Below are 25108 nucleotides of genomic sequence, written 5' to 3'. Positions count from 1 at the left end.
AAATGAAAAAGTGGTCATTACTAACATTAGTATTTGCAGTACTATTTGTGCTAGGTGCTTGTAATTCAAAAGATTCTAGCAAAGATAAAGGGAATTCTAATAGCGGTTCTAAAGAAACAATTGCCGTAACAAACGATTTTGGAGTACAAAATGAAGATGGTTCATCTGATTCTGTAAAAGATAAAGTTGATGTTCCGAAAAACCCGAAAAAAGTAGTTGTATTTGATATGGGCTTCTTAGATACACTTGATACACTTGGTGTAAAAGTTGCAGGTATTCCACAAGATTCGATTCCTGGTTACTTGAAAAAATATGAAGGTAGCGATTACGAAAACGTTGGTTCATTAAAAGAGCCAGATTTTGAAAAATTAGCTTCATTGAATCCTGATGTTATCTTTATTTCTGGACGTCAAGCTAGCCTTTATAAAGAATTCAGCAAAATTGCGCCAACTGTTTATGTTGGTTTAGATACAACTCGCTATATGGAATCATTTAAAGAAAACACAGAATTAGCAGGCAAAATTTTCGGCAAAGAAGATCAAGTGAAAACTGAACTTGCTAGTGTAGATGAAACTATCGCAAAAGTTCAAGGCGAAACAAAAGGTTTAGATAAAAAATCACTAATTATCCTAGGTTCTGAAGGTAAAATCAGCGCTTACGGTCCTGCTTCACGCTTCGGTTTGATTCACGATGTATTTGGTTTTAAACCAGTAGATAAAGGCATTGAAGTATCAACTCATGGACAAAACGTTTCGTATGAATATGTATTAGAGAAAAATCCAGATATCATCTTCGTAGTAGACCGTGATGCTGTTGTAACAGAAGGCGCTTCAGCGAAAAAAGATATCGAAAACGATATTGTAAAGAAAACAACTGCTTATAAAGATGGAAAAATGATCTACTTAAACCCAGAAGTATGGTACTTATCTGGTGGAGGTATCCAATCTGTAAAAGAAATGGTTAAAGAAGTAGAAAAGGCTTTATAATCATTGTTAACACCTAGCCCAAGATGGCTAGGTGTTTTTTTGTGTATATGTTAAAGTGAAACTACTTTGGAGTAGCTTGCGTTAGATGAAGTAGGTTTGTGTATAAAAGGGTATGCTAATAAACAAGGGGGGATTGGGCATGTCAAAAATCATGTATTCCTTAGGCATTCTTGCTTTTGCTATTTTTATTTTTTTATGGATAAGTTTAAAGAATGAATGGGTAACGACAATCGATTTAGTAGCAGCTCATTTACTTAAGGGCAATGGATTTATTATTGCTTTCCATTATATTGGCGAACAAACATTTATCTTAACGATCGCTGTTTTGCTGCTAGTTTGGTTATGGCTACGCGATCGCAATTATCGTGGCATGATGTTTACACTGCTGACGATCGGCGGAGGAAATATGATTAATCAATTTATTAAAGAATGGGTGCATCGTGCTAGACCAGACATTCCTAATCAATTGGCATCCTTTAGTTTTCCATCTAATCATGCGATGATGAGTGTCCTCTTTTTATTCACCCTCGCTTATTTTATGACTGAGAATAAAAGGAAGAGCGCTAGTTCAATAATTGTATGGCTAGTAGCAATACTATTGTCTTTATTAATTGGCTTGTCACGTATCGCGGAAGGCAGGCACTTCGCTTCAGATGTAGCAGCTGGATGGGCATTGGGGTTCACTTGGTTTGTTATAGTTTGGGCATGGTATGTACGTCGCAAAAAATGGCAAAACACGTAGTCCATAACAATCCCCTAACAGAAGCTCAAAGGGGATTGTTTATTTATAGAGGTTTCAATAATTCAAATGAAGTCTTATTCTCCATTTTTATCTAGTAAATAACAAAATTTTATGTATTACAGATCAAATGAATAGCAAACTTCTTTACTTTTTATCGAAAAGAGACTATTATAAAGAACATAAAACCAAGTATTCTAATAGGATAAGAGGGGAAAAGTATGACTCAAAAAACTGTCTCAAATTGGGACCACAAATCAACAACAGTGGTTGCCAAGCTGAACCCTATGCAAAAACCGCTAGCTTCAGCAGGGATTCTTATAGCAATTATTCTTTTGATTTCAATTGTTTACGTGGCAAATTGGACCCAAGGTGTACTATTTATTATCGGCATTGCCCTTGGCATGACGTTACTGCATGCACGCTTTGGTTTTACCTCTGCCTTCCGTCGTCTGGCATCAGTCGGTAATGTGCAAGGGTTGCAAGCGCATATGCTCATGCTTGCAATTGCATCTATTTTGTTCGCGATAATACTCGGAACGGGCTTTAGTTTTACTGGAGTCGCTCCTGAGGGCAATGTATCACCTGTAGGCACAAGCTTGCTTGTCGGTGCATTTCTTTTCGGGATTGGTATGCAACTTGGAAATGGATGTGCATCAGGAACACTTTACCAAGTGGGTGGAGGAACATCTTCCATGCTTTTAACGCTCATTGCATTCATTGCGGGGTCTGTTCTAGGTGCATATAATTTCACGTTTTGGATGGAGGACACACCTTCATTGCCAGCCATTTCGTTAGCTGAATCAACAGGACTTGGTTATGTAGGCGCATTAATCGTCCAACTCATCGCATTTGCTGTCATCTACTGGATTACTATACAGATTGCGAAAAAGAAACGCCCGCCGATGATGAAGCCTCTACCAACAACTAAAGGCTTTAAAAAAATGATTCGCGGTTCTTGGCCATTATTTGCAGCTGCTATTATTCTTGCATTGTTAAATGCGTTGACTCTAGCAGTAAAAGGCAGTCCTTGGGGTATTACTTCTGCTTTTGCTCTATGGGGCGGCAAAGCATTAATGGCAATGGGCGTAGACGTGTCAAGCTGGGGCTTTTTCGCAGGAGCTAAAGGCAATGCTTTAAGCCAATCAGTGCTCCTTGATGCAACGAGTGTTATGAATTTCGGTATTATCCTTGGCGCATTTATATCAGCTGCATTCCAAGGTACATTTAAACCGAAGAAACTTCAACCGAAAGTAGCAGCAGCTGCAGTAGTAGGCGGTCTTATGATGGGTTATGGTGCCCGTCTTGCATTCGGCTGTAACATTGGTGCATATTTCAGCGGTATAGCTTCCTTCAGCCTTCATGGTTGGGTGTGGGCAGTAATGGCCTTTTTCGGCACATATGTAGCACTCTTTATACGTCCGCTCTTTGGATTGAAAAATCCAAAATCTACGGATACGTTTTGTTAAATACACTAGAATAACACCAAAAAGGCTTCGTCATCGTTTGGGATGACAGAAGCCTTTTATTGTGTCTTGTATTTTATTGTGTCTTGTATTTTATTGTGTCTTGTATTTTATTGTGTCTTGTATTTTATTGTGTCTTGTATTTTATTGTGTCTTGTATTTTATTGTGTCTTGTATTTTATTGTGTCTTGTTCCTTATTGATGAGCATTGAGCGATTGGCGCACTGTAATCTTATGGATTGCAAAAGCAAGGATGCTCGCTGCGATTAAAAAGACTAAAACAATCCCTACGACACCGCTCCAGCCGAACTTAGACCAAAAGAGCCCGCCGGTTGTTCCGCCGACACTGGATCCTACGTAGTAGAAAAAGAGGTACAGCGAAGAAGCTTGTGCTTTTTCATGGGTTGCTCTTTTTCCAACCCATCCACTTGCAATGGAATGAGCTCCAAAAAAACCGAAAGTAAGTATCGCTATTCCTGCAATCTTGATAAATAGGTTATCCGTTAATGATAAGAGAGCACCGGCAAGCATAAGCCCTATCCCGCTCAAAAGAATTTTGTAACGCCCGTGATGGTCCGCTAAACTACCCATCCATGCCGAACTGAATGTCCCTACAAGATAAATTAAAAAAATCCAGCCAACAATTGTTTGGCTAAGAGAATAAGGCGGTTCTATCAATTGGAAACCTATATAGTTGTACATCGTTACAAAAGATCCCATTAGCAAGAATCCAACACCAAATAAACTTAATAATGCAGGATCCTTCAAATGCATAAGAAGAGATTGGAAGAGTGGCTTTAACGCAAGCTTATCTGGCTCAAAATGTCGAGATTTTGGCAATAAAAAGTAAAATGCTATAGCAAGAAGCAAGCTAATAATGCCAATCACAATCATTCCGACGCGCCAATTCGAATAATCGCTCACAGAACCCATCACAATCCGTCCGGCAAGACCGCCAATGGAATTTCCACTTATATAGAGCCCCATTGCCGCTCCTAAGCTTTTTGGATCGATTTCCTCACCTAAATAAGCCATCGCAATAGCTGGTAGACCTGCAAAAACAGCGCCTTGGACAACTCTCAAGATCAGCAAGACGTGGTAGTTAGGCGAAAAAGCAATAAGAAAAGTTAAAATAGCTACCGCAATCATAGAAAATGTCATAATAGGTTTGCGGCCCCATGCTTCTGAAAGAGAACCTACTATTAACATACAAATGGCAAGTGATGCTGTAGTAAATGAGAGGGAAAGACTAGCCGCAGCCGGCGATATATGGAAAAATTTCGTTAATGTCGGCATCACTGGCTGCGTCATATATAAATTAGCATAAGTACTAAACGCTCCAGCGAATAATGCCAAGTTGGCTTTGCGAAAATCTAATGTTCCTCTTTTGATGTATTCCTCCATATTTTTCACCTCGATACCCTTATTATAAAACGCAATAATAAAGAAATACATTTTCCTGTTTATTCCCGGAAAGAGGGAAGTGGTTCATCTTTTATTTTGACTTTAAAGAAAATTGTTTCATAAAGGAAACATTAAGCATATAGTAAATAAAAAGTCAGTTCATAAAGGAGTATGTAAATGGATGCAAGTGTACTATATGCATTGGGGTTAACTCTTTTTGCAGGATTGGCAACAGGAGTCGGCAGCTTAATCGCCTTTTTTACCTCAAGAACGAATACTAAATTTTTATCATTTTCTTTAGGTTTCTCAGCTGGTGTTATGATTTATGTTTCCCTTGTTGAGATATTTGTCAAAGCTAAAGTGGCACTAGTGGGGGAGCTAGGAGAAAAACAAGGCTATCTTTTTACAATTATCGGATTCTTTTCAGGCATGCTGCTTATCGCCTTGATTGATAAATTGATCCCAAAACAGGGAAATCCGCATGAAGTCAAAATGGTAGAAGATTTGAAGAAAGGCCCGTCACAACAAGATTATTCGAGCTTAATGAAGATGGGCGTTTTTACTGCACTTGCCATTGGCATACACAACTTTCCTGAAGGGATTGCCACGTTTGTTTCCGCATTGAGTGATCCAAATTTAGGATTAGCGATTGCCATTGCTGTCGCAATTCACAATATCCCTGAAGGTATTGCTGTATCTGTTCCTATTTTCTTTGCAACAGGCGACCGGAAAAAAGCTTTTAAGCTTTCTTTTTTATCAGGCTTAGCTGAGCCGGTTGGAGCATTCGTTGCTTATTTATTATTGATGCCATTTTTGAATGATATTATGTTTGGTATGATATTTGCTGGGGTGGCAGGAATTATGGTTTTTATCTCACTAGACGAATTATTGCCGGCGGCCCGCAAATACGATGAAGCTCACTCGTCAATTTATGGCGTTGTTCTTGGCATGATTGTTATGGCTATTAGTTTAGTGTTGTTGGTGCCTTAAGAGGATTGCTTGACGGCAATCCTCTTTCTTGGTGCAAATGGGAGTGGCACTACATTGCATGTCGAGCAGTTTCCAACTATAATGGCGAAGAATCACACCAAAGAATATTTCATCATGGGAAATTAGGGGAAGAAAATGGACAAGTTGCTTGGCAGTTTATTAATGGTTATATTTGTAGCAAACTTAATTTGGATTATTTACATAATCATAAAAGAATATAAAAAAGATAGCGCTAGTTTGTTTAGATCTATCTTTTTTGTCATATTCAATATTGTGTTTGATAATTATAGTCTCTATGCTATCTTTGTTGTTTCCTGCTTTTTATTCGGAGTCATTCTGTTATTTTATTAATAACGAAAAAAGGGGTTGCCAATATGGCTAGCCCCTTACTACATTCTAAATATACTCTGATACTTTTAGTTGAATCCCATTTCGATCAATGGAAACAACTTTTATCTCATAATCCGGCAGGTGAGGACGCATCTTTTCAACAAATTCATCTACTTCTTCAGGTTGAACTAAAGAAATCATGGTTGGACCTGCTCCGCTGATCGCTGTCCCGTAAGCCCCGCTTTCCTTCGCCAATTTTTTAATTTCATTATAGTAGGGAATTATATTTGTCCTGAAAGGTTCATGGAACAAGTCAGCCTCCATCATTTCACCTACACGTTTCCAATCATTCATTAATAGGGCGGCTGTTAATACATTGGCATAGGCACTTGCTCGTACAGCATATCCTCGTTCAAAAGTAGAAGGCAAGGCATCCCTTGCTTCTTGTGTTTTAAGCTCTACATTTGGGATGAAAAGGGCGAAGGCTATATCTATTTCTTTTACACTCAGCAGGCTTAGTCCTCCATCCGGCAACATAGCCCCGATTGTCAGTCCACCGCAGATGGACGCCGTAGCATTATCTGGGTGTCCTTCTAAATCAGTAGCAATACGACATTTTTCTTCTAATGATAAGTTTAATTCGCAAAGTTGATTAGCTAATTCAATCCCTGCAGCAATGGCAGCCGCACTGCTCCCAATACCACGAGCCAAGGGCAATTCGCTTTGTACAATTACCTTGCAGGAGGGGAGTATGGCATCATAGCATGTTGCTACATAGTTTGCGCTTTGATAGATTAAATGGTCTTCCGTATTTATTTCTTGAGGTAAATGAACTGATTGATGATCAAATGCCCATTGATCACTTAATGTTACATCTAAAGTTAAATATAGTCCTAGTGCAATTCCAATTGAATCAAAGCCTGGGCCTAGATTCGCTGTGCTGCCCGGTACTTGTATGTTCCATGTTTTGCTCATAGTAGTCCCTCGATATACTCACGGATTTCCTGTTCGTTATTCGAAAGTGTTACCACATTGGCAGAGGATGCACTGACAGCTGTGTCAGGATCCTTCAATCCATTACCTGTAAGGACTGCTACAACCTTGCTTCCTTTTGCGATAGAACCATCCGCTACAGATTGATAGACACCTGCAATAGATGCGGCTGATCCAGGTTCAGCAAAAATGCCTTCTTTAGAGGCAATCAATCGATAGGCATTTAGAATTTCTTCATCAGTTACAGCACTGATTTTACCGTCCGATTCATCGCGTGCCATTTCAGCCAATAGCCAACTGGCTGGATTTCCAATGCGGATGGCAGTAGCGATGGTTTCAGGATGTGCTATTGGTTCGCCTCGGACAATGGCGGCAGCCCCTTCCGCTTCATAACCAAACATTCTAGGAAGAGATGTACCTTTTTTCTGTGCGTATTCTCTAAAGCCTTTCCAATATGCGCTTATATTGCCTGCGTTGCCAACCGGAATAGCTAGGATGTCTGGTGCCTCTCCTAATGCATCACAAATTTCAAAAGCAGCTGTTTTTTGACCTTCTAAACGATAGGGATTGACCGAGTTTACTAAGGTTACGGCTGTTGTATCACTGATTTGGCGTACAAGTTGCAATGCCTCGTCAAAATTGCCATCAATCTCAATGATCTTTGCGCCGTACATATAGGCTTGCGCTAATTTGCCTGCAGCAACTTTACCCTTTGGAATCACGATAATAGCCTCAATGCCTGCTCGTGCCGCATAGGCAGCCGCAGCCGCAGAAGTATTGCCGGTAGAGGCGCAGATCACGCATTTGCTTCCCTCTTCTACCGCTTTAGCCACGGCCATCACCATTCCTCTGTCTTTGAAGGAACCAGTGGGATTTAAACCTTCAAACTTTACGTGCAAATCAATCCCCAGCTCTTCAGATAATTTGGCAAGATAGATTAATGGTGTATTTCCTTCGTGAAGTGTTAGAAGCGGTGTATTGCTGTTTATTGGTAAAAATTCACTGTAATGATGAAGCAAGCCATTCCATATAGCAGTCATGATGATATTTCCTCCTTAGTAAATGTAAATCAATGTACTTTCTAAAAATACAGTTGTTTATGTATAAGAGACACTTTATCAAAAAAAGATCCTGCTTTCAATGCTATCCTATCAATATTCTAAAATTTCGTAAAATATTTAAGATATTGTCACAGGTTTACTCATGTTGTATAGTAAATACATGTGAATGTTTACATGTGTAAAGACACTTAATAGGGGATGAGAATAGAATGAAACAAGCAGTAAATGCACAAGTTGTTTCGCGCAATAAATTATTGGGCGTAGCAGGTGTAGGATGGTTATTTGATGCACTAGATGTAGGCATTTTATCTTTCGTTATTGCGGCACTTGCAAGCGATTGGGGGTTAACCTCAGAACAGATGGGGTGGATTGGCAGCGTTAACTCGATTGGCATGGCCGTAGGGGCATTAGTATTTGGTATTTTTGCCGATCGTGTCGGCCGTAAGTCTGTCTTTGTTTGGACATTAATCATTTTTTCAGTAGGAAGCGGCATATCTGCATTTGCTTCTTCATTAGCCATTTTTATGGCATTACGTTTTGTGATTGGTATGGGACTAGGAGGAGAACTCCCAGTGGCATCCACATTGGTTTCAGAAAGTGTGGAAGCGAAAGAAAGAGGAAGGGTAGTCGTATTGCTGGAAAGCTTTTGGGCAGTGGGCTGGCTACTTGCAGCGGTGATTTCATATTTTGTCATTCCGCATTATGGCTGGCGTGTTGCATTGTTGTTAACGGCGTTACCAGCATTATACGCTGTTTACCTCCGTCTCCGTTTGCCAGATTCGCCACAGTATGAAGAGAAAAAAGAGAAAAGAAGCGTGCTACAAAATTTAGCGGCTGTTTGGTCTAAACCTTATGCAAAGCAAACAATCATGCTGTGGATCGTATGGTTTACGGTTGTATTCTCGTATTATGGTATTTTCTTATGGCTTCCGAGCGTTATGGTGGTAAAAGGGTTTAGCCTGATAAAAAGTTTTGAGTACGTATTAATCATGACATTAGCTCAATTGCCAGGTTATTTTACAGCTGCTTGGCTGATTGAAAAGTGGGGAAGGAAATGGGTGCTTTCTGTGTACCTGCTCGGCACGGCATTTAGTTCGCTGGCATTTGGTCTGGCTGATAGCACTTGGCTTTTAATGGTTTCGGGCATGCTACTTTCTTTCTTTAACCTCGGAGCGTGGGGTGCACTCTATGCTTATACACCAGAACAATATCCGACCGTGATAAGGGGCACAGGTGTCGGCATGGCAGCATCTGTAGGAAGGTTAGGCGGCATCTTTGGACCTTTGCTTGTTGGATCACTAATGGCAGGAGGCATATCGATTGGTTGGATATTCTCTATCTTCTGCCTTGCTATATTAATCGGTATTTTAGCTGTAATAGTACTTGGGAAGGAAACGAAGCAAACAATTATTAATTAAAAAGTAATTTTTAGGGACTAGCATAGGTTGCTAGTCCTTTTTTGTAATTATTTTTATTTAGAAAGATTAAATTCGAAACAAAAAGGGAACAAATTACCTTAAAGAGCAATTTTTTATTCAATAAATTGCTATGTAATTTTATGTATTTAAGGGAGGTAACAAATTGAGCAATGACAATCAAAAAGATATCTCAAGACGGGATTTCTTGAAAACAACTGGTATTGCAACAGGAACTTTGATCGGCGGAGGTTTAATCGGTGGCTTGATAGGCTACAATTCGAAAAAAACTGCCGCACCGTCTAAAACTAATCAGTCACATTCGAACAAGACATCTGAGACTAGCCAAGGGAAGATGTACTTTACAACAGATGCAGATTTTAATGTTTTAGCGGCTGCTACAGAACGTATTTTTCCAAAGGATGATTTAGGTGGCGGAGCTATTGATCTTGGCGTCCCTTATTTTATTGACCGTCAGCTGGCAGGCCAATATGGCAGTAATTCGAAAGAATATATGCAAGGACCCTTCCATGATGGATCCCCAACACAAGGTTATCAAACACGTTTAACGCGCGCAGAGATTTTCTCAGAAGGTGTTTCTAAGCTGGAACAAGAAGCGCAAAAACGCTATAAAAAAGGTTTTACTGATATTTCGGATAAAGAGCGTGACGTGATTTTAACGGCATTCCAAAAAGACAAGGTGAAGATGAAAGGCGTATCTTCCGCATTCTTCTTTAATCTGCTCCGATCAGCAACCATTGAGGGCGTGTATGCCGATCCTCTATATGGAGGCAATCGAAACATGGAAGGATGGAAGATGAAAGGTTTCCCTGGACATCAAATGTCTTATATCAATGTGATTGAAAAAGAGGGATTCCAAAAAATTGCACCAAAATCTTTAGGTATGCATTAATAGGGGGTATGGAATATGGCGAAAACATTGCCAAAGGTTGATGTAGTAACAGTCGGTGTAGGCTGGACAGGCGGAATTGTAGCCGCAGAATGTACAAAAGCAGGATTGAAAGTAGTTGGCTTGGAAAGAGGTAAAGAGCGTGGAACCAAAAACTTTGCGAACGTCCACGATGAATACCGTTATGCTATTCGATATGAATTGATGCAAGACTTATCAAAAGAAACAGTTACCTTCCGTAACAACCGTAAACAACAAGCTTTGCCGATGCGCCAACTAGGTTCATTCCTATTGGGTGAAGGGCTAGGCGGCGCTGGTACACACTGGAATGGACAAACTTTCCGTTTCTTACCGTATGATTTTAAAATTAAATCTATTACTGATAAAAAGTATGGAAAGAATTTCTTAGGATCCGATTACATCCTGCAAGATTGGGGGATGGATTATGATCAAATAGAGCCATACTACGATAAATTTGAAAAAATAGCCGGTATTAGTGGTGAAAAAAATCCACTTGGTGGCAAGCGATCAGATGATTATCCAACAAAGCCGATGAAAAAGACACCTCTGTTGAAAAAGTTCGAGACTGCAACTAAAAAAATGGGGTATCACCCGTACATGATGCCATCTGCGAACCTATCTGCACCGTACAAAAACCAATATGACCAAAATATTAATGCATGCCAATATTGTGGTTTCTGCGAACGTTTTGGCTGTGAGTATGGTGCGAAAGCAACACCGGAAGTAAGTGTTATTCCAGCAGCATTAAAAACGGGTAAATATGAAATTCGCTTTAACTCAAATGTTGTAGAAGTTCTTACTAAAGGAAATAAAGCAACAGGCGTAAGATATATTGATTCCGTAACAGGAGAAGAATATATTCAACCAGCAGATGTGGTTGTTCTCAGCGCATTTATGATGAATAACGCTAAATTGCTGATGATTTCTAAAATTGGTACTATGTATGACCCGAATACAGGTAAAGGAACTTTAGGGCGTAATTATTGCTATCAAATTATGCCAGGTGCAACTGGTTTCTACGATGAGCAATTTAATACATTTATGGGTGCTGGTGCACTAGGTGAATGTTTAGACGACTTTAATGGCGATAACTTTGACCACTCTAAACTAGGTTTTATTCACGGTGCGAATATTGCCTTAACTCAAATTGGTTTACGTCCGATCGGTAACAACCCTACACATGAAGATACACCGACATGGGGTGCGGAATTTAAGAAAGAATCGATCGAAAACTATACGCGTACTCTAGTTGTAGGTGGACAAGGAGCTTCTATTGCTCATAAAGAGAATTACTTAACATTGGATCCGAAATATAAAGATGCGTATGGCGTGCCTTTATTGCAAGTAAACTATAACTTTACTGATCAAGACCGTAAATTGCACCACTTTATCTCAAAAAAATGTGGCGATATCTTAAAACAAATGGATGCCAAAAAAGTAGAAGTTCGTGCAGATCTAACGGATTACAGCATCGTCCCTTATCAATCAACACATAACACAGGTGGTACTGTAATGAGTAAAACACCTGAGGACGGGGTAGTTAATAATTACTTACAACACTGGGATTGCGAAAATCTATTCGCAGTGGGCGCTGGTTCATTCCCGAATAACTCAGGTTATAACCCAACTGACACTGTTGGCGCTTTAGCGCTTCGCTGTTCTGAAGGGATTATCAAGTATAGCAAAAAAGGTGGATCTTTGGTTTAACCAATAACCTTCTCTAAAGCTAAATCAAAAATCAATTAAAGGAGTGATACATCATGGGCATAGGCGCCATTGGTATTCCTGGATTAATCATTATTTTAGTCATTGTACTTATCGTTTTCGGTCCAAAAAAATTGCCGGAGATTGGTTCTGCAGTAGGCAAAACTTTCTCTGAGTTTAAAAAATCTACTCAAGGCCTAATGGATGAACATGAAGAACCTAAAAAGGAAACGATCACAACTGTCAAAGTAAAGGATAAAAACGAAATTTAATTAGAGGGTGTTCGTATGGATCCGTATGAAGAAAATAAAAAGAAAGTACTTAGCCCTTTGGATAAATTAGACGAAAGCGAATACGAAGGGAGCGAAGAGGCTGCGGCTGTTGAGCCCGTCTCCCCAGCTCCTTCCGCCTCTCTCGAAACCGATGAGGAGCAGGGATTGGAAAGCTCCTTTAGGGATACGAGCGAAGCATTTGTTGAACATCTGGCGGAACTTAGAAAACAACTTATCAAAGGGTTAGCTGTTTTTCTCTTTTTCTTTATTCTTGTATTTGCGACAGTCAACAAATGGCTTCCGTATGTAACAAGAGGGCACGACTTAGTCATCTTAGGGCCTCTTGAAGTTGTTAAATTTTATATGTCCATCTCTACAACAGTTGCTGTAGGACTTTCATTGCCATTCTTAATGCACTTTATATGGTCATTTATAAAACCTGGTTTGAAGGAAAACGAAAAAGGTTTTCTTGGTTTATATTCGCCCGTTATGCTTCTGTTATTTCTCTTAGGGGTGGCTTTCGGCTATTTTGTTATCAACCCAATTAGCTACCATTTCCTTGTAGGAATAGGCGAATCGAATTTCAACGTAATGATCTCAGCAGCTCAGTACATGAGCTATCTCATCATGACGACAGTTCCAATTGGATTATTATTTGAATTACCTATTATTGCCATGTTTTTATCGACAATAGGCGTTCTAACATCGGATACGATGAAGAATATTCGAAAATGGTCTTACGTTATTATGGCCGTTTTCTCAGCACTTATAACACCGCCTGATTTTATGAGCCAATTGTTGGTACTCGTACCGATGATTCTTCTTTATGAGATCAGTATATATATCGTGAAGAAATTGGAAAGAAAAAGAGAATTACAAGAAGAAAGTTTTAGTTCATAAATAGGAAAAGCTTGTTGATCAGGAATAGCGGGTCAGCAAGCTTTTTTCTGCTTAAGAAGGTAAGTGGTATGAATAGGGCAGGTGAATGTGAAAGGGAGATGAGTGACGCTAATAGAGCCAAGTTACCGTAATCATGCGATGCCGGTTGAGTAACCCCAATCCCCTCGAGACTTTCCGATAGGTTTGCCGTATGTAACAGCAGGGCATAAATCCTGATAAATGCAAATACAATTCCTTAAGGAGTAATAGATTATTGAAAGCGAATTCATCTAAATTCATGAATTTACACGATATATTTTTATAATCTGACAAGCATGATCTCAATTTCTTGAAAGGCTATTTAACGAGAAAGGATGGGGTATGATGAAAGAAAAGCTAAAGGAAATAGAATCGAAGCTCAAGGGAATATTTCAACATCTACACGCTATTCCGGAAATCGCGTGGGAGGAATACCGCACAACAGAATATATTGAATCGTTATTGCAAGCAGAAGGTTATAAAGTCCATACATTAAAAGACAGTACGGGTCTGTATGTTGAGATCGGGGAAGGGAAGCCAGTGGTTGGTTTAAGGACAGATATGGATGCCCTTTGGCAGGAAGTAGACGGAGAAATGCGGGCTAATCATTCATGCGGCCACGATGGGCACATGACCATGATTATTGGTGTCTTGCTTCTTTTGAAAAATTTGTCAGTCGAGTGGAAGGGAACCTTGCGTGTTTTATTCCAACCGGCTGAGGAAAAGGGACAAGGGGCTCTTTCCTTTGTGGAAAGGGGATTGATTGATGATGTAGATTATTTGTTTGGCGTGCATCTGCGCCCTATTCAGGAGCTCGAAGATGGCACTTTTTCGCCGGCCATCCATCATGGTGCATCCATGACTATTTCCTCGGAAATTTATGGTGTTGAAGCCCATGCTGCTAGGCCGCATTTAGGTAAGAACGCAATCGAAGTGGGGAGCAGCCTAGTGGAAGCTTTAAAATCCATTCGTATCGATTCGATGATTCCCTATTCCGCAAAGGTGACGGTTTTCCAGGCTGGAGGAAGATCAGGCAATATCATACCCGGCAAAGCATTCATTAACGTGGATGTAAGAGCTCAAACGAACGAAGGCATGCAAGAGTTATATAAAGATATCCAGCGCATTGTTAAAGGCGTTAGTACTTTATATGAAGCGAATATTGAGTTAAAGGTTTTGACTGATATAGCGGCAGCGAAAGTAAATGAGGAAGCGGAAGAAATTCTAAAACACGCGATTATAGAGTCTGTCGGTGAAGAAAAACTAAGGCCTGCCCTCTTTACACCTGGAGGGGAAGACTTCCATTTTTACAGCAAATTGAGGCCACATATTAAAGCAACTATGCTAGGATTAGGGTGTGGTTTATCCCCTGGGCTACATCACCCTGATATGACATTCAACCATGACCAGCTTTTGCCTGGAGTTGAAATACTAACGAGATCAGTTTTAAAAGCAACTGGTTCAACAGTCAAATAATGAAACTAATATAGGTGAGTTTAAAGTTGAATATAGAACAAGTTAAGATCCGCCAATTAAAGATGCGCATGAAATCTCCTTTTAAAACCAGCTTTGGTAGCGTGCAGGATAAACAATTTCTTATCCTTGAAGCAAGAGATCGAGATGGTCTTACCGGATATGGAGAGGGCGTCGCATTTGAAGTGCCTTGGTATACGGAAGAGACGATGAAAACGAGCTGGCATGTACTAGAGGACTTTCTACTACCGCTTATTATGGGCAAAGAGATTCATCACCCGGATATGGTCAGCGAAATCTTTAGCAGTATCCGTCGTAACAACATGGCTAAGGCTACGTTGGAAACCGCGATATGGGATCTTTATGCTAAGAAGCAATCTATTCCTCTTGCAACAGCTTTAGGCGGTCAAAAAGAAAAGGTGGCTGTTGGAGTGAGTATCGGTATACAGCCTACACATCAACAGCTTTATCAAAAAATTGAGGATGCTTTAGAAGCTGGCTATCAGCGTATAAAGGTGAAAATTAAACCAGGCGAGGATATTGCACTGCTTAATGCAATTAGAAATGAATATCCAGATGTTCCTTTAATGGCGGATGCCAATTCATGTTATACGCTTAATGATTTAGCATTGCTTCAAGAACTAGATCAATATGGTTTGTTGATGATTGAACAGCCGCTAGGCGCAAATGATATTGTGCAGCATGCGAAGCTTCAAAGTCAGTTAAAAACACCTATCTGTCTAGATGAAAGCATCACTTCATATGAAGATGCTGAGGCAGCGATTGATCTTGGAAGCTGTAAAGTAATGAACATCAAATATGCCCGAGTAGGCGGCCTGACGGAAGCAAAACGTATCCATGATTTGTGTGCTAAACATGAGATGGAAGTATGGTGCGGTGGTATGCTTGAATCGGGGATCGGAAGGGCACACGCTATCGCCTTATCTACGCTGGCTAATTTTACGCTGCCTGGAGATACAGCAGGCTCTACCCATTACTGGGAAGAGGACATCATCACACCTGAAATTACGGTGAAAAATGGCTATATTAGCATTTCAAAAGAACCGGGAATAGGCTATGAAATCAATCATTCTGCGATTGAACGTTATACAGTGAAGGAAAAGGTTTATCGTGCCAATAGATGATAGCTTGCTTTAGAAGTAGCATTGCTCCAGTTTTCCTCGTTGCGGACGAGGAGATCTTTTTTGTGCGAATCTAGCGACTATATGTTATCTTTTTGATAAAATAAAAAAAGAATCGGTAATTCATTTTGGGAGGAATATATACATGAGTAACGTCCTAGTATTCGGACATAAAAACCCTGATACAGATACAATTACATCTGCATTAGTATATGCATATTTAAAACAACAAATCGGCGTCGATGCTGAAGCTGTTCGCTTAGGAGAGCTAAACAATGAAACGGCTTATGCACTAGAAAAATTCGGCTTTGATGCACCCCGCTTGATTGAAAAAGCTACACCAGAAGTACAACAGGTCATTTTAGTCGACCACAATGAGCGTCAACAATCTGTAGCTGATATAGAAGAAGTACAAGTACTTGAAGTAATCGATCACCACCGCATCGCGAACTTCGAAACGGCTGATCCGCTATACTACCGTGCTGAGCCAGTTGGATGTACGGCAACCATCTTAAATAAAATTTTTAAAGAAAAAAATGTAGAAGTTCCTGCAAATTACGCAGGTTTAATGCTTTCTGCTATCATTTCTGATACATTGCTTTTTAAATCACCTACATGCACAGAAGAAGATGTGCAAGCAGCGAAAGAATTAGCAGAAAAAGCAAATGTGAATGCAGAAGAATATGGACTTTCTATGTTGAAAGCAGGTGCCGACCTAAGTGATAAAACATTGGAAGACTTGTTATCATTAGATGCGAAAGAATTCGCAATGGGCGACCATAAAGTTGTGATTGCGCAAGTAAACGCAGTAGATATCAATGATGTACTTGATCGCCAAGAAGAGTTAGAAAAATTGTTAGAAAAAGAAGTGCAAGATAAAGAGTTAGATTTATTCTTCTTTGTAGTCACAGACATTCTAAACAATGACTCTGTTGCTGTACCGGTTGGTAAGGTTGCAGATAAAGCTGCTCCTGCATTCCGTTCAGTGCTAGAAAACAACCGTATTGTATTAAAAGGTGTTGTATCACGTAAAAAACAAATCGTCCCAACACTAACTGAAGTATTAGGTTAAAAATAAAGAGCTGACTCCCTGGAACAAGAGAGTCAGCTCTTTTTTATAAGATCAATCATCACAATTCAAGCGGGTCAACAGCAGGACCTTCTATGACCAAGCCCTCTTTTGAAAAACGTGATCCATGACACGGACAATCCCATGTTTCATCCGCTTCATTCCATCTAGTTTTACAGCCCATATGTGTACAGCGGGGTGTAGAAGTTCGAGTAATATAGCCACCTACAAAATCAACGGCTACTTGGCTGCCGATTTTTAAAGCTTGTGCGAGTGCAGTACCTAGCTTTGTATGGCTAGGCGAATAAAGATCTAAGCCCTTGTTTGGGGTACCTAATATGCCATCGCTAATTAGCTGTCCTGCGACAAGAGAGTTGGAGATTCCCCATTTTCTAAAACCTGTCGCAATCCAGACGTGTGGAGTTCCAGAGCTAAGATTTCCAACATATGGAAGCAAGTCAGGTGTCTCAGGGTCCTGTGCCGACCATTTAAAAGGAATATCTTTTGCATCGAATCTGTCATGTCCCTCTGCTTCAATCTCATCATAATATTTATACGTATCCGATTTAGTGCCTGCTTTATGACTTGGCCCTGCAAGCAACAAATAATTATCACCGTCAATCAGTGCTGTTCGTATAGATCTTACAGCGGTATCAACTGAAAGATATTGCCCTTTATAAGGGTTGGGTGTTTTAAAAGCAATAATATAAGAACGATTGATTTCTAATTTAAATAAATGAAGTCCCCTAAGTGCTTCAATGGGGTAATGAGATGCAATGACTAAATCTTTGCATGAAACCGTATGTCCGCTATGCGTTGTCGTCTTTTTATTTTGAATATCCACATGCTGGACTCGCGTATGCTCATAAACCTTCGTTCCTGCAGCCATGGCTTTAGCAAGCATTTCACGACCGAAACGAACAGGATGGATTTGAGCTTGCTCTGACATTGAAACAGACAATTTCAATGGGTAAGGGATTTCACTCTTCGGATTCATTGTGCCAGAGATATTCAACTGTTTATAGGCATCCCATTCGTCTTCCAGCTTTTTTCTATTAAACTCTTCCTGTGTATACAGGATAGATGTAGAGGGCTGGATGACATCTGAGCCTACTAAATCGAATCCCGAGGAAACTGCCTTTTGGTTGAGTTTATAGTAAAGAGAAGCCCCATCACTTCCGAATTGCTTGATCAGTGTTTGATAGATGGCACCGTGCTGAGCTGTCAGTTTCCCGGTAGAATGGCCGGTTGCACCTCCCAATACGGAATCTCCTTCTAGCAATACTACGTCTTTTCCTGCTTTAGACAGATGATAGGCAGTCATTATGCCACTTAATCCGCCACCAATAATACATACATCTGTTTCGATTGATTCGCCAAGTGCAGCTTTTGAATGCTCTGTTGGTTGTTGTAGCCAAAGTGATTTGTACATGTATAATCTCCTGTTTTTTCCTAGGTTGTGTTATTCATATGAAGTTTAAACATTTAGTTGTCATGGATTGAAAGGCCGGGCAATAAAATTGCCTTTTGAATGAAGTGGTAGATACAATAGAGGCGAGGTGATCATGATGAAAATAGAAGTTTGGTCAGATTATGTATGTCCATTTTGTTATATAGGTAAACGAGAATTAGAGAATGCATTGAATAAAACAGGATTTAAGGATCAAGTGGAAGTTGTCTTTAAAGGCTACCAGCTTAGTCCTGAATCGAAAGATACATCAGATGAAAGCATGTATGAAGTCGTTGCAAAGAAATATGGCACGACAGTAGAACAAGCAAAAATTCAATCACAAGGCATCATTGCCCGTGCGAAGGAATTGGGCTTGGATTATGATTACGACCACTTAAAACCTGCGAATACATTTAAGGCACATCGCCTTGCAAAATATGCAGCAACCAAAGGGTTAGGGGCCGAAATGAGCGAGCGTTTGCTTCGTGCCTATTTTATCGAAGCGAAGGAAATTGGCTTAACGGATACATTAGTTGAGTTAGCCGCAGAAGTAGGTATCGAACGCAAAGACGCAGAGGAAATCTTGGCAAATGGCTCATTCGCTGACGACGTATTGCGAGATATACAAGAAGCAGCCCAAATTGGCGTGAGAGGGGTTCCCTTCTTTGTGTTGAATGGGAAGTATGCGATCTCAGGAGCTCAACCTAATGAAGTGTTCGAAAAAGCAATTCAACAAGTCGCAGAGGAAGAAAACCTTCGTCCTACATTAAAGATGATGGGGCAAGATGGCCAGGGAATATGCACAGACGATCATTGTGATTTCTAAAAATTTCAGTCAAAAGTATGAAAACCCATTCGTTGACTTCGAATGGGTTTTACATTAAAATTAAAATATCTTGAATTTGAGATATAATATTACACGAAAAGAGAGTGTGTGACTAATGACAAACGTATTAGTTGTTAAAGCAAATAACCGCCCAGCGGATCAAGCTATATCAAGCAAAATGTATGAAACATTTATGGAAACTTTAAAAGGTTCTGATTTAAATGTGACTGTATATGACGTATATGAAGAAGATACTCCTTATTTCGGTCAAGATTTACTAGATGCTTTTGGTAAATTGCAAAACGGTGAAGAGTTGTCTGAGCTACAACAACGTACACTTGCTGCTAAACAAAAAGCAATGGACGCACTTACAGCTGCTGATGTAGTAGTATTTGCATTCCCTCTATGGAACTTGACTATTCCTGCTAAATTACAAACTTTCATCGACTATGTATATGCAGCTGGTTTTGCATTCAAATACGATGAAGCAGGCAATATGATTAGCCTAATGCCTGAGAAAAAAGCTATCTTGCTAAACGCACGTGGTGGCATTTATTCTACTCCAGAAATGGCATCTATGGAAATGGCTGTTAACTATATGCGTAATGTATTTGGCGGCGTTTTCGGTATGGACATTATCGAAGAAGTCGTTATCGAAGGCCATAATGCAATGCCTGCTAAAGCACAAGAAATCATCGCTGATGGTTTAGAAGAAGTTAAAGCAGCAGCAAATCGTTTAGTTGAAATGGCTGTTAAAGCGTAAGCAACAAGTTAGAAATAGAACAATAAAAAGCACCTCCTATGTTAGAGATAACTCTAGCTTTGGGGGTGCTTTACTTATTATTGAAATAGTTAGGGCCAAATTATAGTTTTCGTTCAAATTGATGATAGCGCGTTCCCTGATATGTCAGCGTCCCATTGTCTCCTTCAACAAAAGAACCATATACTTTACCGCTCACCCGCAATTCAACTCGTTCTCCGTTTTCTAATTCAAATGTCGCATAGTAGCTTGTGCTGGCACTTGTATCCTGGCCTCCGCCGCTAACTTCGGTGCGTTTGGCTACGATTGCAGCAGGAACAGTGAGGATAGGTGAGTTATTATTCGTTGTCCACGTGTTCAGCCCCTTGGCTGCACTGATAATTAAAATACCGATTACAATCACAAAACCAATGCCAACGATAATCGGTACAATCGTAAATAAGCTAATTCCTTGTTCTTCTAATATCATTCCTGCCACCCCTTACAATAATCCTATAATATGTATTTCAATTTATTATACGAATAGACCTAGAGAAAGTTTCAACCCATGTTCCTGATGCTTTAGCCAAAGAATATTACTTGTAAAATGGGCCTTCGTTATTCATACTTAGTTATGAATAAGTATGAAGGGAATGGACTTTCGGAGATGAAAGAACAATGGATGAATGATTTAAAAACGATTGTAAATCCCGATGATATCAAAATAGATGAACCACTTAATAAATACACAATGACAAAGCTAGGCGGCAATGCAGATTTGCTTGTTATGCCTTCCACTGAAGAAGAAGCGGCAGAAGTTGTCAAGTATGCCCACCAGCATGACGTACCTCTATTTCTATTAGGAAATGGATCGAACATGGTCATCCGTGACGGAGGCCTTCGTGGAATTGTTCTAAACCTCTCTAAATTGGATGAAATCCGTATTGAAGGGACTACCGTGTATGCTCAAGCTGGAGCGCTGATCATCGATGTATCAAGAGCAGCTGCGGCGCAATCATTGAGTGGCCTTGAATTTTCTTGCGGTATTCCTGGGTCTGTAGGTGGAGCGATGGCAATGAATGCAGGCGCATATGGCGGCGAAATTAATGATGTAATCGTCAGCTGCAAGGTCATGACGCCAAGTGGCGATATACTAAACCTGACAAAGGAACAGTTGGAGCTCGGCTATCGCCAAAGCATTATTGCGAAGAAGGGTTATTACGCGCTTTCTTCCATTTTTGAATTGAAGAAAGGCGACCAAGCAACTATTGATGAAACGATTGCTGATTTAACATACAAGCGAGAGTCGAAGCAACCGCTTGAGTATCCTTCAGCAGGAAGTGTGTTCAAACGTCCTCCAGGCCATTTTGCAGGCAAGCTAATTCAAGATAGTGGCTTGCAAGGTAAAGGTATCGGAGGAGCAGAAGTATCCACAAAACATGCCGGCTTTATCATCAATAAAGGAAATGCGACAGCAACGGATTATATTGAGACAATCCGTATGGTTCAGCGTACTGTAAAAGAGAAATTCAACATAGATCTTGAAACAGAAGTTAAAATTGTCGGCGAGGATGTAAAATAAGACTAGATATAATGTTAAGAAGACGCCTTCCGTTTTATCAGGGAGGGCGTCTATTTTTATAGATGGGTTAGCATGAAATAAACAGGGGAAATGTCTTTTCTAGTGAGGAATATTGTATTCTTCCAAAATCTATATTTTTTGAAGGAGTTTTATAGAATGAAATTTATATCATGGAACGTCAATGGTATTCGGGCATGCTTAAAGAAAGGGTTTCTTGACTATTTTCATCAGGAAGAACCAGATTTTTTCTGCATTCAGGAAACAAAATGTCAAACTGGGCAAGTAGAGATCGATTTGCCTGGGTATTATCAATTTTGGAATGATGCGGAGAAAAAAGGGTATTCAGGAACAGCTATTTTTACTAAACATGAACCTTTATCAGTCAGTTATGGTGTTGGCGATGCAGACACACAAGACGAAGGCCGAATTATTACATTGGAATATGAAAACTTCTACTTAGTAAATGTATATACACCGAATTCGAAGCGGGATCTGGCTCGTTTAGAGTACAGGCTGCTGTGGGAAGATGAACTGCGTGCTTACTTAAAAGAGTTAGATGAAAAGAAACCTGTCATTTACTGTGGTGACTTGAATGTAGCACACCAATCAATCGATTTAAAAAACCCTAAAGCCAACATAGGGAACTCTGGTTTTACAGAGGAAGAAAGAGGCAGAATGACGAGACTATTAAACAGCGGCTTTGTCGATTCATTCCGCTCGGTTTACCCTGAAGCAACAGATCGTTATACATGGTGGTCATATATGAACAAAGTAAGAGAAAGAAATATTGGCTGGCGCATTGACTATTTTATTATCTCTAAAAGGCTTGAGGAATCTATAAAAAAAGCAGACATCCATCATGCAATAGCAGGAAGTGACCACTGTCCAGTTCTTCTAGAAATGAATATTGACCAAATGGTTGAGACTAGAACAGAATAAAATGTTCCTCCTTCAATGAGAACATATTTACAATGATATGCAGTGGATTATGGCTTCTCTTGCGGGAAAAGCTTGAGCTGAATCCCCCCAGGAATAGACCGAAAAATTAAATGCTTATACTTTTTGTATAAAAGAATACTTACAGTAAACCGAACCAATGTGATATTGAATTTCACATATAGTTCGGTTTTATTTTTGGTTTTTTACATAGCCAATAACAGTCTTTTAACTACAGTTTCAAAGACGCAAAATTTCATCATATTTAAAGGGATATAGGGGGCGGGGAAGGAATATAGAGAAGATAAGGGGGATGAAGTATGAAAAAAGGGAAACGTATATGGAAATGGCTTTTAATAGCTGGCGGTGTGGCCATTGTTCTTATCATTGCGGCGGCATTGTTATTAGATGCCTTTGTGGACAAATCGAAGCCGCAAATTGAAGGGAAAGTAGAAGTCGCAGGTTTAAAACAGGATGTAACGGTCACTAGAGATAATAAAGGTGTTCCTCATATTAAAGCAAAGAACGATGAAGATCTGTATCGGGCACAAGGATATGTGCAAGCACAAGATCGCCTATTCCAAATGGATCTTTCTAGAAGACAGGCGAGCGGCATGCTATCAGAAGTGGTAGGAGAAAAAGCTATACAAACGGATAAATTTTTCCGAACATTCAGTCTTAGAGATGCAGCTGAAAAATCATTAGACGGTTACTCTGATGAAGCTAAGCAAGTACTCTCATGGTATGCAGAAGGCGTGAATGATTATATCCAGTATGCAAAAAAGGAAGGGAAGCTGCCGTACGAATTTAAATTACTTGGCTATCAACCAAAGCCGTGGACGGAAATTGACTCATTAACTATCGGGAAATATATGGCGTATGATTTAGGCGGTCATTGGGATATGCTGGCATTCCGGCACTGGGCGCTAACTAAGCTATCGTCAGAAAAAGTACAAGAATTAATGATTCATTATCCTGAAAATGCCAAGTCTATTATTGAAGAAAATATTGAACATCCAGTAAAGGTATCGAATCAATTTGATACATCACTTATACCCAATGAATTCAATGGCAGTAACAACTGGGTAGTGTCAGGGGACAAAACAAAGAGCGGCAAGCCATTGTTGGCAGATGACCCTCACTTAGGACTTAGTACGCCTTCGATTTGGTATCAAATGCATCTGTCTTCACCATCACAAAATGTCAGCGGTGTTATTTTCGCAGGAATCCCAGGTATTATCCTCGGACATAATGAAGACATTGCATGGGGCGTAACAAATGTAGGGCCAGATGTGCAGGATTTATATATCGAAATGCCAAACCCAGACAATCCTACACAATTTAAGTATGAAAACAAATGGGAGCAGGCAGAAGTACGTAAAGAAAAAATAAAAGTAAAAGGGAAAAAGGCAGTCGACTATGAAGTCGTTGTCACGAGGCATGGACCTATCATCTCTGACCTCGCCTTTAAAAAGGAAAAGCCGACCGCCGTCTTTTCTATGCAGTGGACAGCATTGCAATCAACGCAAGAATTGCAAGCTATCTTAAATATGGATAAAGCGAAGGATTGGCATCAATTTGAAACAGCGCTGAAAGACTTTAAAGCACCTGCGCAAAACTTTGTTTTTGCTTCCGCAAAGGACGGCACGATTGCTTATAAAGCAAATGGGCTAATTCCTATTCGCAAAAGAGGGGATGGCCAGTTCCCTGTGCCTGGTTACTCAAAGGATTATGGATGGAAGGGCTATATCGACTATGACAAGTTGCCAAAGGTTGTCAATCCGGATTCAGGCTATATTGCAACCGCCAATAATAAAGTGGTCGGCAGCGGCTATCCGTATCACATTACAGACTTTTGGGCACAGCCGTATCGGTATGAACGGATTGTGGAGATGCTAGAAGAGAAAGATGACTTTACAGCAGAAGATATGCAAAACATTCAGATGGATACAAAAAATTTGTATGCCAAAGAATTTTTGCCGTCTATGATTTCTTCTGTCAAGAAACAAGGGAAGGAAAGCAAAGCGGTAGAGCTGTTAGAAAAATGGGATTACAACGATACTGTATCACAAGCAGCGCCGCTTATTTTCCAACATTGGATGATCGCTATACAGGAAGGATTATTTAAACAGGCAATGCCAGCAGATGTGTATGCTATGATGCCAGGGAAATATAATATCACAGATGAATTATTGCGGCAGGCATATAAAGGGAAACCAGGAGAATTTGTCGATGAAGCAGGCGGAGTAGATGAGCTTGTTACAAAGGCCCTGCAAAAGTCAATGAAGGATTTAAAGGAAACATACGGGGATGACATGTCAAAATGGCAATGGGGAGAAGAGCACCAGGTCCAATTTAAGCATCCGATATCTTCCGCTTCTGAAGTATTAGCGTATGTACTCGATTCGAAGAAAGTGCCTGTGGCGGGGTCAAAAGTGACAGTTAGAGCAGCAGCGCCAGACCAAAACGGTATCGTCAATCACGGTGCTTCATGGCGTTTTGTAGCTGATTTAAGCGATTTATCCAAAGCCTATCATATTGTGGGGCCGGGACAAAGTGGCCACGTCAAATCCGTATGGTATAATGACCAAGTAGACGATTGGGTAAATGGCACTTATCATGAAACGGTGATAAAAGGCAAAGTGCCAAACGGTCAAACATTAATTTTAAAGGCGAAGTAGT

The 25108-nt window shown here is 40.1% G+C and carries 22 protein-coding genes; 17 read left to right on the top strand and 5 right to left on the bottom strand.

Annotation, left to right across the window (positions count from 1 at the left end; translation table 11 throughout):
- Positions 1-2 precede the first annotated feature (2 nt).
- The 3 genes from F0527_RS15020 to F0527_RS15010 all read left to right on the top strand — a co-directional run bounded on the left by F0527_RS15020 (position 3) and on the right by F0527_RS15010 (position 3194).
- Positions 3-986: a siderophore ABC transporter substrate-binding protein gene (locus F0527_RS15020; protein ID WP_150285434.1), complete on the top strand. Its 984-nt coding sequence runs from the start codon at positions 3-5 to the stop codon at positions 984-986.
- Positions 987-1125: 139 nt separating this feature from the next.
- Positions 1126-1728, top strand: coding sequence for a phosphatase PAP2 family protein (locus tag F0527_RS15015; protein WP_150285433.1), 603 nt, complete (start codon positions 1126-1128; stop codon positions 1726-1728).
- Between the two features lie 218 nt (positions 1729-1946).
- Complete coding sequence (locus tag F0527_RS15010; RefSeq protein WP_150285432.1) at positions 1947-3194, top strand: YeeE/YedE family protein; 1248 nt, start codon at positions 1947-1949, stop codon at positions 3192-3194.
- 192 nt (positions 3195-3386) lie between these two features.
- Here F0527_RS15010 and F0527_RS15005 read toward each other — a convergent pair whose 3' ends face one another.
- Positions 3387-4595 carry an MFS transporter gene (locus F0527_RS15005; protein WP_150285431.1) on the bottom strand — a complete coding sequence of 403 codons (1209 nt, stop codon included), beginning with the start codon at positions 4593-4595 and terminating at the stop codon, positions 3387-3389.
- Between the two features lie 177 nt (positions 4596-4772).
- Between F0527_RS15005 and zupT the strand changes: the two genes are divergently transcribed.
- Entirely contained in the window at positions 4773-5585 is an 813-nt protein-coding gene (gene zupT / locus F0527_RS15000; RefSeq protein WP_150285430.1) for a zinc transporter ZupT, read from the top strand.
- A gap of 396 nt (positions 5586-5981) precedes the next feature.
- Here zupT and thrB read toward each other — a convergent pair whose 3' ends face one another.
- Both thrB and thrC read right to left on the bottom strand, forming a co-directional pair.
- The gene (gene thrB / locus F0527_RS14995) at positions 5982-6890 is read right to left on the bottom strand and encodes a homoserine kinase (RefSeq protein WP_150285429.1); all 909 of its coding nucleotides are present in this window, start codon (positions 6888-6890) and stop codon (positions 5982-5984) included.
- Complete coding sequence (gene thrC, locus F0527_RS14990; RefSeq protein ID WP_150285541.1) at positions 6887-7939, bottom strand: threonine synthase; 1053 nt, start codon at positions 7937-7939, stop codon at positions 6887-6889. The genes thrB and thrC overlap by 4 nt, the downstream gene beginning before the upstream one ends.
- A gap of 239 nt (positions 7940-8178) precedes the next feature.
- Between thrC and F0527_RS14985 the strand changes: the two genes are divergently transcribed.
- The 8 genes from F0527_RS14985 (at position 8179) to F0527_RS14950 (ending at position 16896) form a co-directional block, all read left to right on the top strand.
- The gene (locus F0527_RS14985) at positions 8179-9387 is read left to right on the top strand and encodes an MFS transporter (RefSeq protein ID WP_066790351.1); all 1209 of its coding nucleotides are present in this window, start codon (positions 8179-8181) and stop codon (positions 9385-9387) included.
- 163 nt (positions 9388-9550) lie between these two features.
- Positions 9551-10297: a gluconate 2-dehydrogenase subunit 3 family protein gene (locus tag F0527_RS14980; protein ID WP_150285428.1), complete on the top strand. Its 747-nt coding sequence runs from the start codon at positions 9551-9553 to the stop codon at positions 10295-10297.
- A 15-nt stretch (positions 10298-10312) separates the two neighbouring features.
- Positions 10313-12022, top strand: coding sequence for a GMC family oxidoreductase (locus F0527_RS14975; protein ID WP_150285427.1), 1710 nt, complete (start codon positions 10313-10315; stop codon positions 12020-12022).
- A gap of 53 nt (positions 12023-12075) precedes the next feature.
- Positions 12076-12291 carry a twin-arginine translocase TatA/TatE family subunit gene (tatA, locus tag F0527_RS14970; protein WP_173668486.1) on the top strand — a complete coding sequence of 72 codons (216 nt, stop codon included), beginning with the start codon at positions 12076-12078 and terminating at the stop codon, positions 12289-12291.
- Between the two features lie 15 nt (positions 12292-12306).
- Entirely contained in the window at positions 12307-13191 is an 885-nt protein-coding gene (tatC, locus tag F0527_RS14965; protein ID WP_150285426.1) for a twin-arginine translocase subunit TatC, read from the top strand.
- Positions 13192-13554: 363 nt separating this feature from the next.
- Positions 13555-14685, top strand: a complete 1131-nt coding sequence (locus F0527_RS14960; protein ID WP_150285425.1) for a M20 peptidase aminoacylase family protein — start codon at positions 13555-13557, stop codon at positions 14683-14685.
- 26 nt (positions 14686-14711) lie between these two features.
- Positions 14712-15827 carry an o-succinylbenzoate synthase gene (gene menC, locus F0527_RS14955; protein WP_150285424.1) on the top strand — a complete coding sequence of 372 codons (1116 nt, stop codon included), beginning with the start codon at positions 14712-14714 and terminating at the stop codon, positions 15825-15827.
- 142 nt (positions 15828-15969) lie between these two features.
- Positions 15970-16896 (top strand): manganese-dependent inorganic pyrophosphatase, encoded by a 927-nt coding sequence (locus F0527_RS14950; RefSeq protein ID WP_150285423.1) that lies wholly within the window; start codon positions 15970-15972, stop codon positions 16894-16896.
- A 58-nt stretch (positions 16897-16954) separates the two neighbouring features.
- Here F0527_RS14950 and F0527_RS14945 read toward each other — a convergent pair whose 3' ends face one another.
- Positions 16955-18325: an FAD-dependent oxidoreductase gene (locus F0527_RS14945; protein ID WP_150285422.1), complete on the bottom strand. Its 1371-nt coding sequence runs from the start codon at positions 18323-18325 to the stop codon at positions 16955-16957.
- A 136-nt stretch (positions 18326-18461) separates the two neighbouring features.
- Between F0527_RS14945 and F0527_RS14940 the strand changes: the two genes are divergently transcribed.
- Both F0527_RS14940 and F0527_RS14935 read left to right on the top strand, forming a co-directional pair.
- Positions 18462-19169: a DsbA family oxidoreductase gene (locus tag F0527_RS14940; protein WP_150285540.1), complete on the top strand. Its 708-nt coding sequence runs from the start codon at positions 18462-18464 to the stop codon at positions 19167-19169.
- Between the two features lie 115 nt (positions 19170-19284).
- Positions 19285-19932, top strand: a complete 648-nt coding sequence (locus tag F0527_RS14935) for an FMN-dependent NADH-azoreductase (protein ID WP_066790332.1) — start codon at positions 19285-19287, stop codon at positions 19930-19932.
- A gap of 100 nt (positions 19933-20032) precedes the next feature.
- On the opposite strand, the gene F0527_RS14930 is transcribed toward F0527_RS14935, so the two are convergent.
- Entirely contained in the window at positions 20033-20398 is a 366-nt protein-coding gene (locus tag F0527_RS14930) for a DUF2500 domain-containing protein (protein ID WP_150285421.1), read from the bottom strand.
- 177 nt (positions 20399-20575) lie between these two features.
- On the opposite strand from F0527_RS14930, the gene murB reads away from it, so the two are divergent.
- The 3 genes from murB (at position 20576) to F0527_RS14915 (ending at position 25107) form a co-directional block, all read left to right on the top strand.
- Complete coding sequence (murB, locus tag F0527_RS14925) at positions 20576-21490, top strand: UDP-N-acetylmuramate dehydrogenase (RefSeq protein WP_150285420.1); 915 nt, start codon at positions 20576-20578, stop codon at positions 21488-21490.
- Between the two features lie 156 nt (positions 21491-21646).
- Positions 21647-22429, top strand: a complete 783-nt coding sequence (locus F0527_RS14920; RefSeq protein ID WP_150285419.1) for an exodeoxyribonuclease III — start codon at positions 21647-21649, stop codon at positions 22427-22429.
- 317 nt (positions 22430-22746) lie between these two features.
- On the top strand, positions 22747-25107 hold the full coding sequence (locus F0527_RS14915; RefSeq protein WP_150285418.1) for a penicillin acylase family protein: 2361 nt from the start codon (positions 22747-22749) through the stop codon (positions 25105-25107).
- Position 25108: the final 1 nt, after the last annotated feature.

The organism is Rummeliibacillus sp. TYF-LIM-RU47 (assembly GCF_008638315.1).
In the GTDB taxonomy this organism is placed as follows: domain Bacteria; phylum Bacillota; class Bacilli; order Bacillales_A; family Planococcaceae; genus Rummeliibacillus; species Rummeliibacillus stabekisii.
Note: the sequence above shows the minus strand (reverse complement) of the source record. Positions and strands in the feature narration are given on the sequence as shown.

What these genes read in the sequence shown, in the direction of transcription:
- F0527_RS15020 (WP_150285434.1), top strand. Translation starts at nt 3, where the DNA reads ATGAAAAAGTGGTCATTACTAACATTAGTATTTGCAGTACTATTTGTG.
- F0527_RS15015 (WP_150285433.1), top strand. Translation starts at nt 1,126, where the DNA reads ATGTCAAAAATCATGTATTCCTTAGGCATTCTTGCTTTTGCTATTTTT.
- F0527_RS15010 (WP_150285432.1), top strand. Translation starts at nt 1,947, where the DNA reads ATGACTCAAAAAACTGTCTCAAATTGGGACCACAAATCAACAACAGTG.
- F0527_RS15005 (WP_150285431.1), bottom strand. Translation starts at nt 4,595, where the DNA reads ATGGAGGAATACATCAAAAGAGGAACATTAGATTTTCGCAAAGCCAAC.
- zupT (WP_150285430.1), top strand. Translation starts at nt 4,773, where the DNA reads ATGGATGCAAGTGTACTATATGCATTGGGGTTAACTCTTTTTGCAGGA.
- thrB (WP_150285429.1), bottom strand. Translation starts at nt 6,890, where the DNA reads ATGAGCAAAACATGGAACATACAAGTACCGGGCAGCACAGCGAATCTA.
- F0527_RS14985 (WP_066790351.1), top strand. Translation starts at nt 8,179, where the DNA reads ATGAAACAAGCAGTAAATGCACAAGTTGTTTCGCGCAATAAATTATTG.
- F0527_RS14975 (WP_150285427.1), top strand. Translation starts at nt 10,313, where the DNA reads ATGGCGAAAACATTGCCAAAGGTTGATGTAGTAACAGTCGGTGTAGGC.
- tatA (WP_173668486.1), top strand. Translation starts at nt 12,076, where the DNA reads ATGGGCATAGGCGCCATTGGTATTCCTGGATTAATCATTATTTTAGTC.
- tatC (WP_150285426.1), top strand. Translation starts at nt 12,307, where the DNA reads ATGGATCCGTATGAAGAAAATAAAAAGAAAGTACTTAGCCCTTTGGAT.
- F0527_RS14960 (WP_150285425.1), top strand. Translation starts at nt 13,555, where the DNA reads ATGAAAGAAAAGCTAAAGGAAATAGAATCGAAGCTCAAGGGAATATTT.
- F0527_RS14950 (WP_150285423.1), top strand. Translation starts at nt 15,970, where the DNA reads ATGAGTAACGTCCTAGTATTCGGACATAAAAACCCTGATACAGATACA.
- F0527_RS14945 (WP_150285422.1), bottom strand. Translation starts at nt 18,325, where the DNA reads ATGTACAAATCACTTTGGCTACAACAACCAACAGAGCATTCAAAAGCT.
- F0527_RS14940 (WP_150285540.1), top strand. Translation starts at nt 18,462, where the DNA reads ATGAAAATAGAAGTTTGGTCAGATTATGTATGTCCATTTTGTTATATA.
- F0527_RS14935 (WP_066790332.1), top strand. Translation starts at nt 19,285, where the DNA reads ATGACAAACGTATTAGTTGTTAAAGCAAATAACCGCCCAGCGGATCAA.
- F0527_RS14930 (WP_150285421.1), bottom strand. Translation starts at nt 20,398, where the DNA reads ATGATATTAGAAGAACAAGGAATTAGCTTATTTACGATTGTACCGATT.
- murB (WP_150285420.1), top strand. Translation starts at nt 20,576, where the DNA reads ATGAAAGAACAATGGATGAATGATTTAAAAACGATTGTAAATCCCGAT.
- F0527_RS14920 (WP_150285419.1), top strand. Translation starts at nt 21,647, where the DNA reads ATGAAATTTATATCATGGAACGTCAATGGTATTCGGGCATGCTTAAAG.
- F0527_RS14915 (WP_150285418.1), top strand. Translation starts at nt 22,747, where the DNA reads ATGAAAAAAGGGAAACGTATATGGAAATGGCTTTTAATAGCTGGCGGT.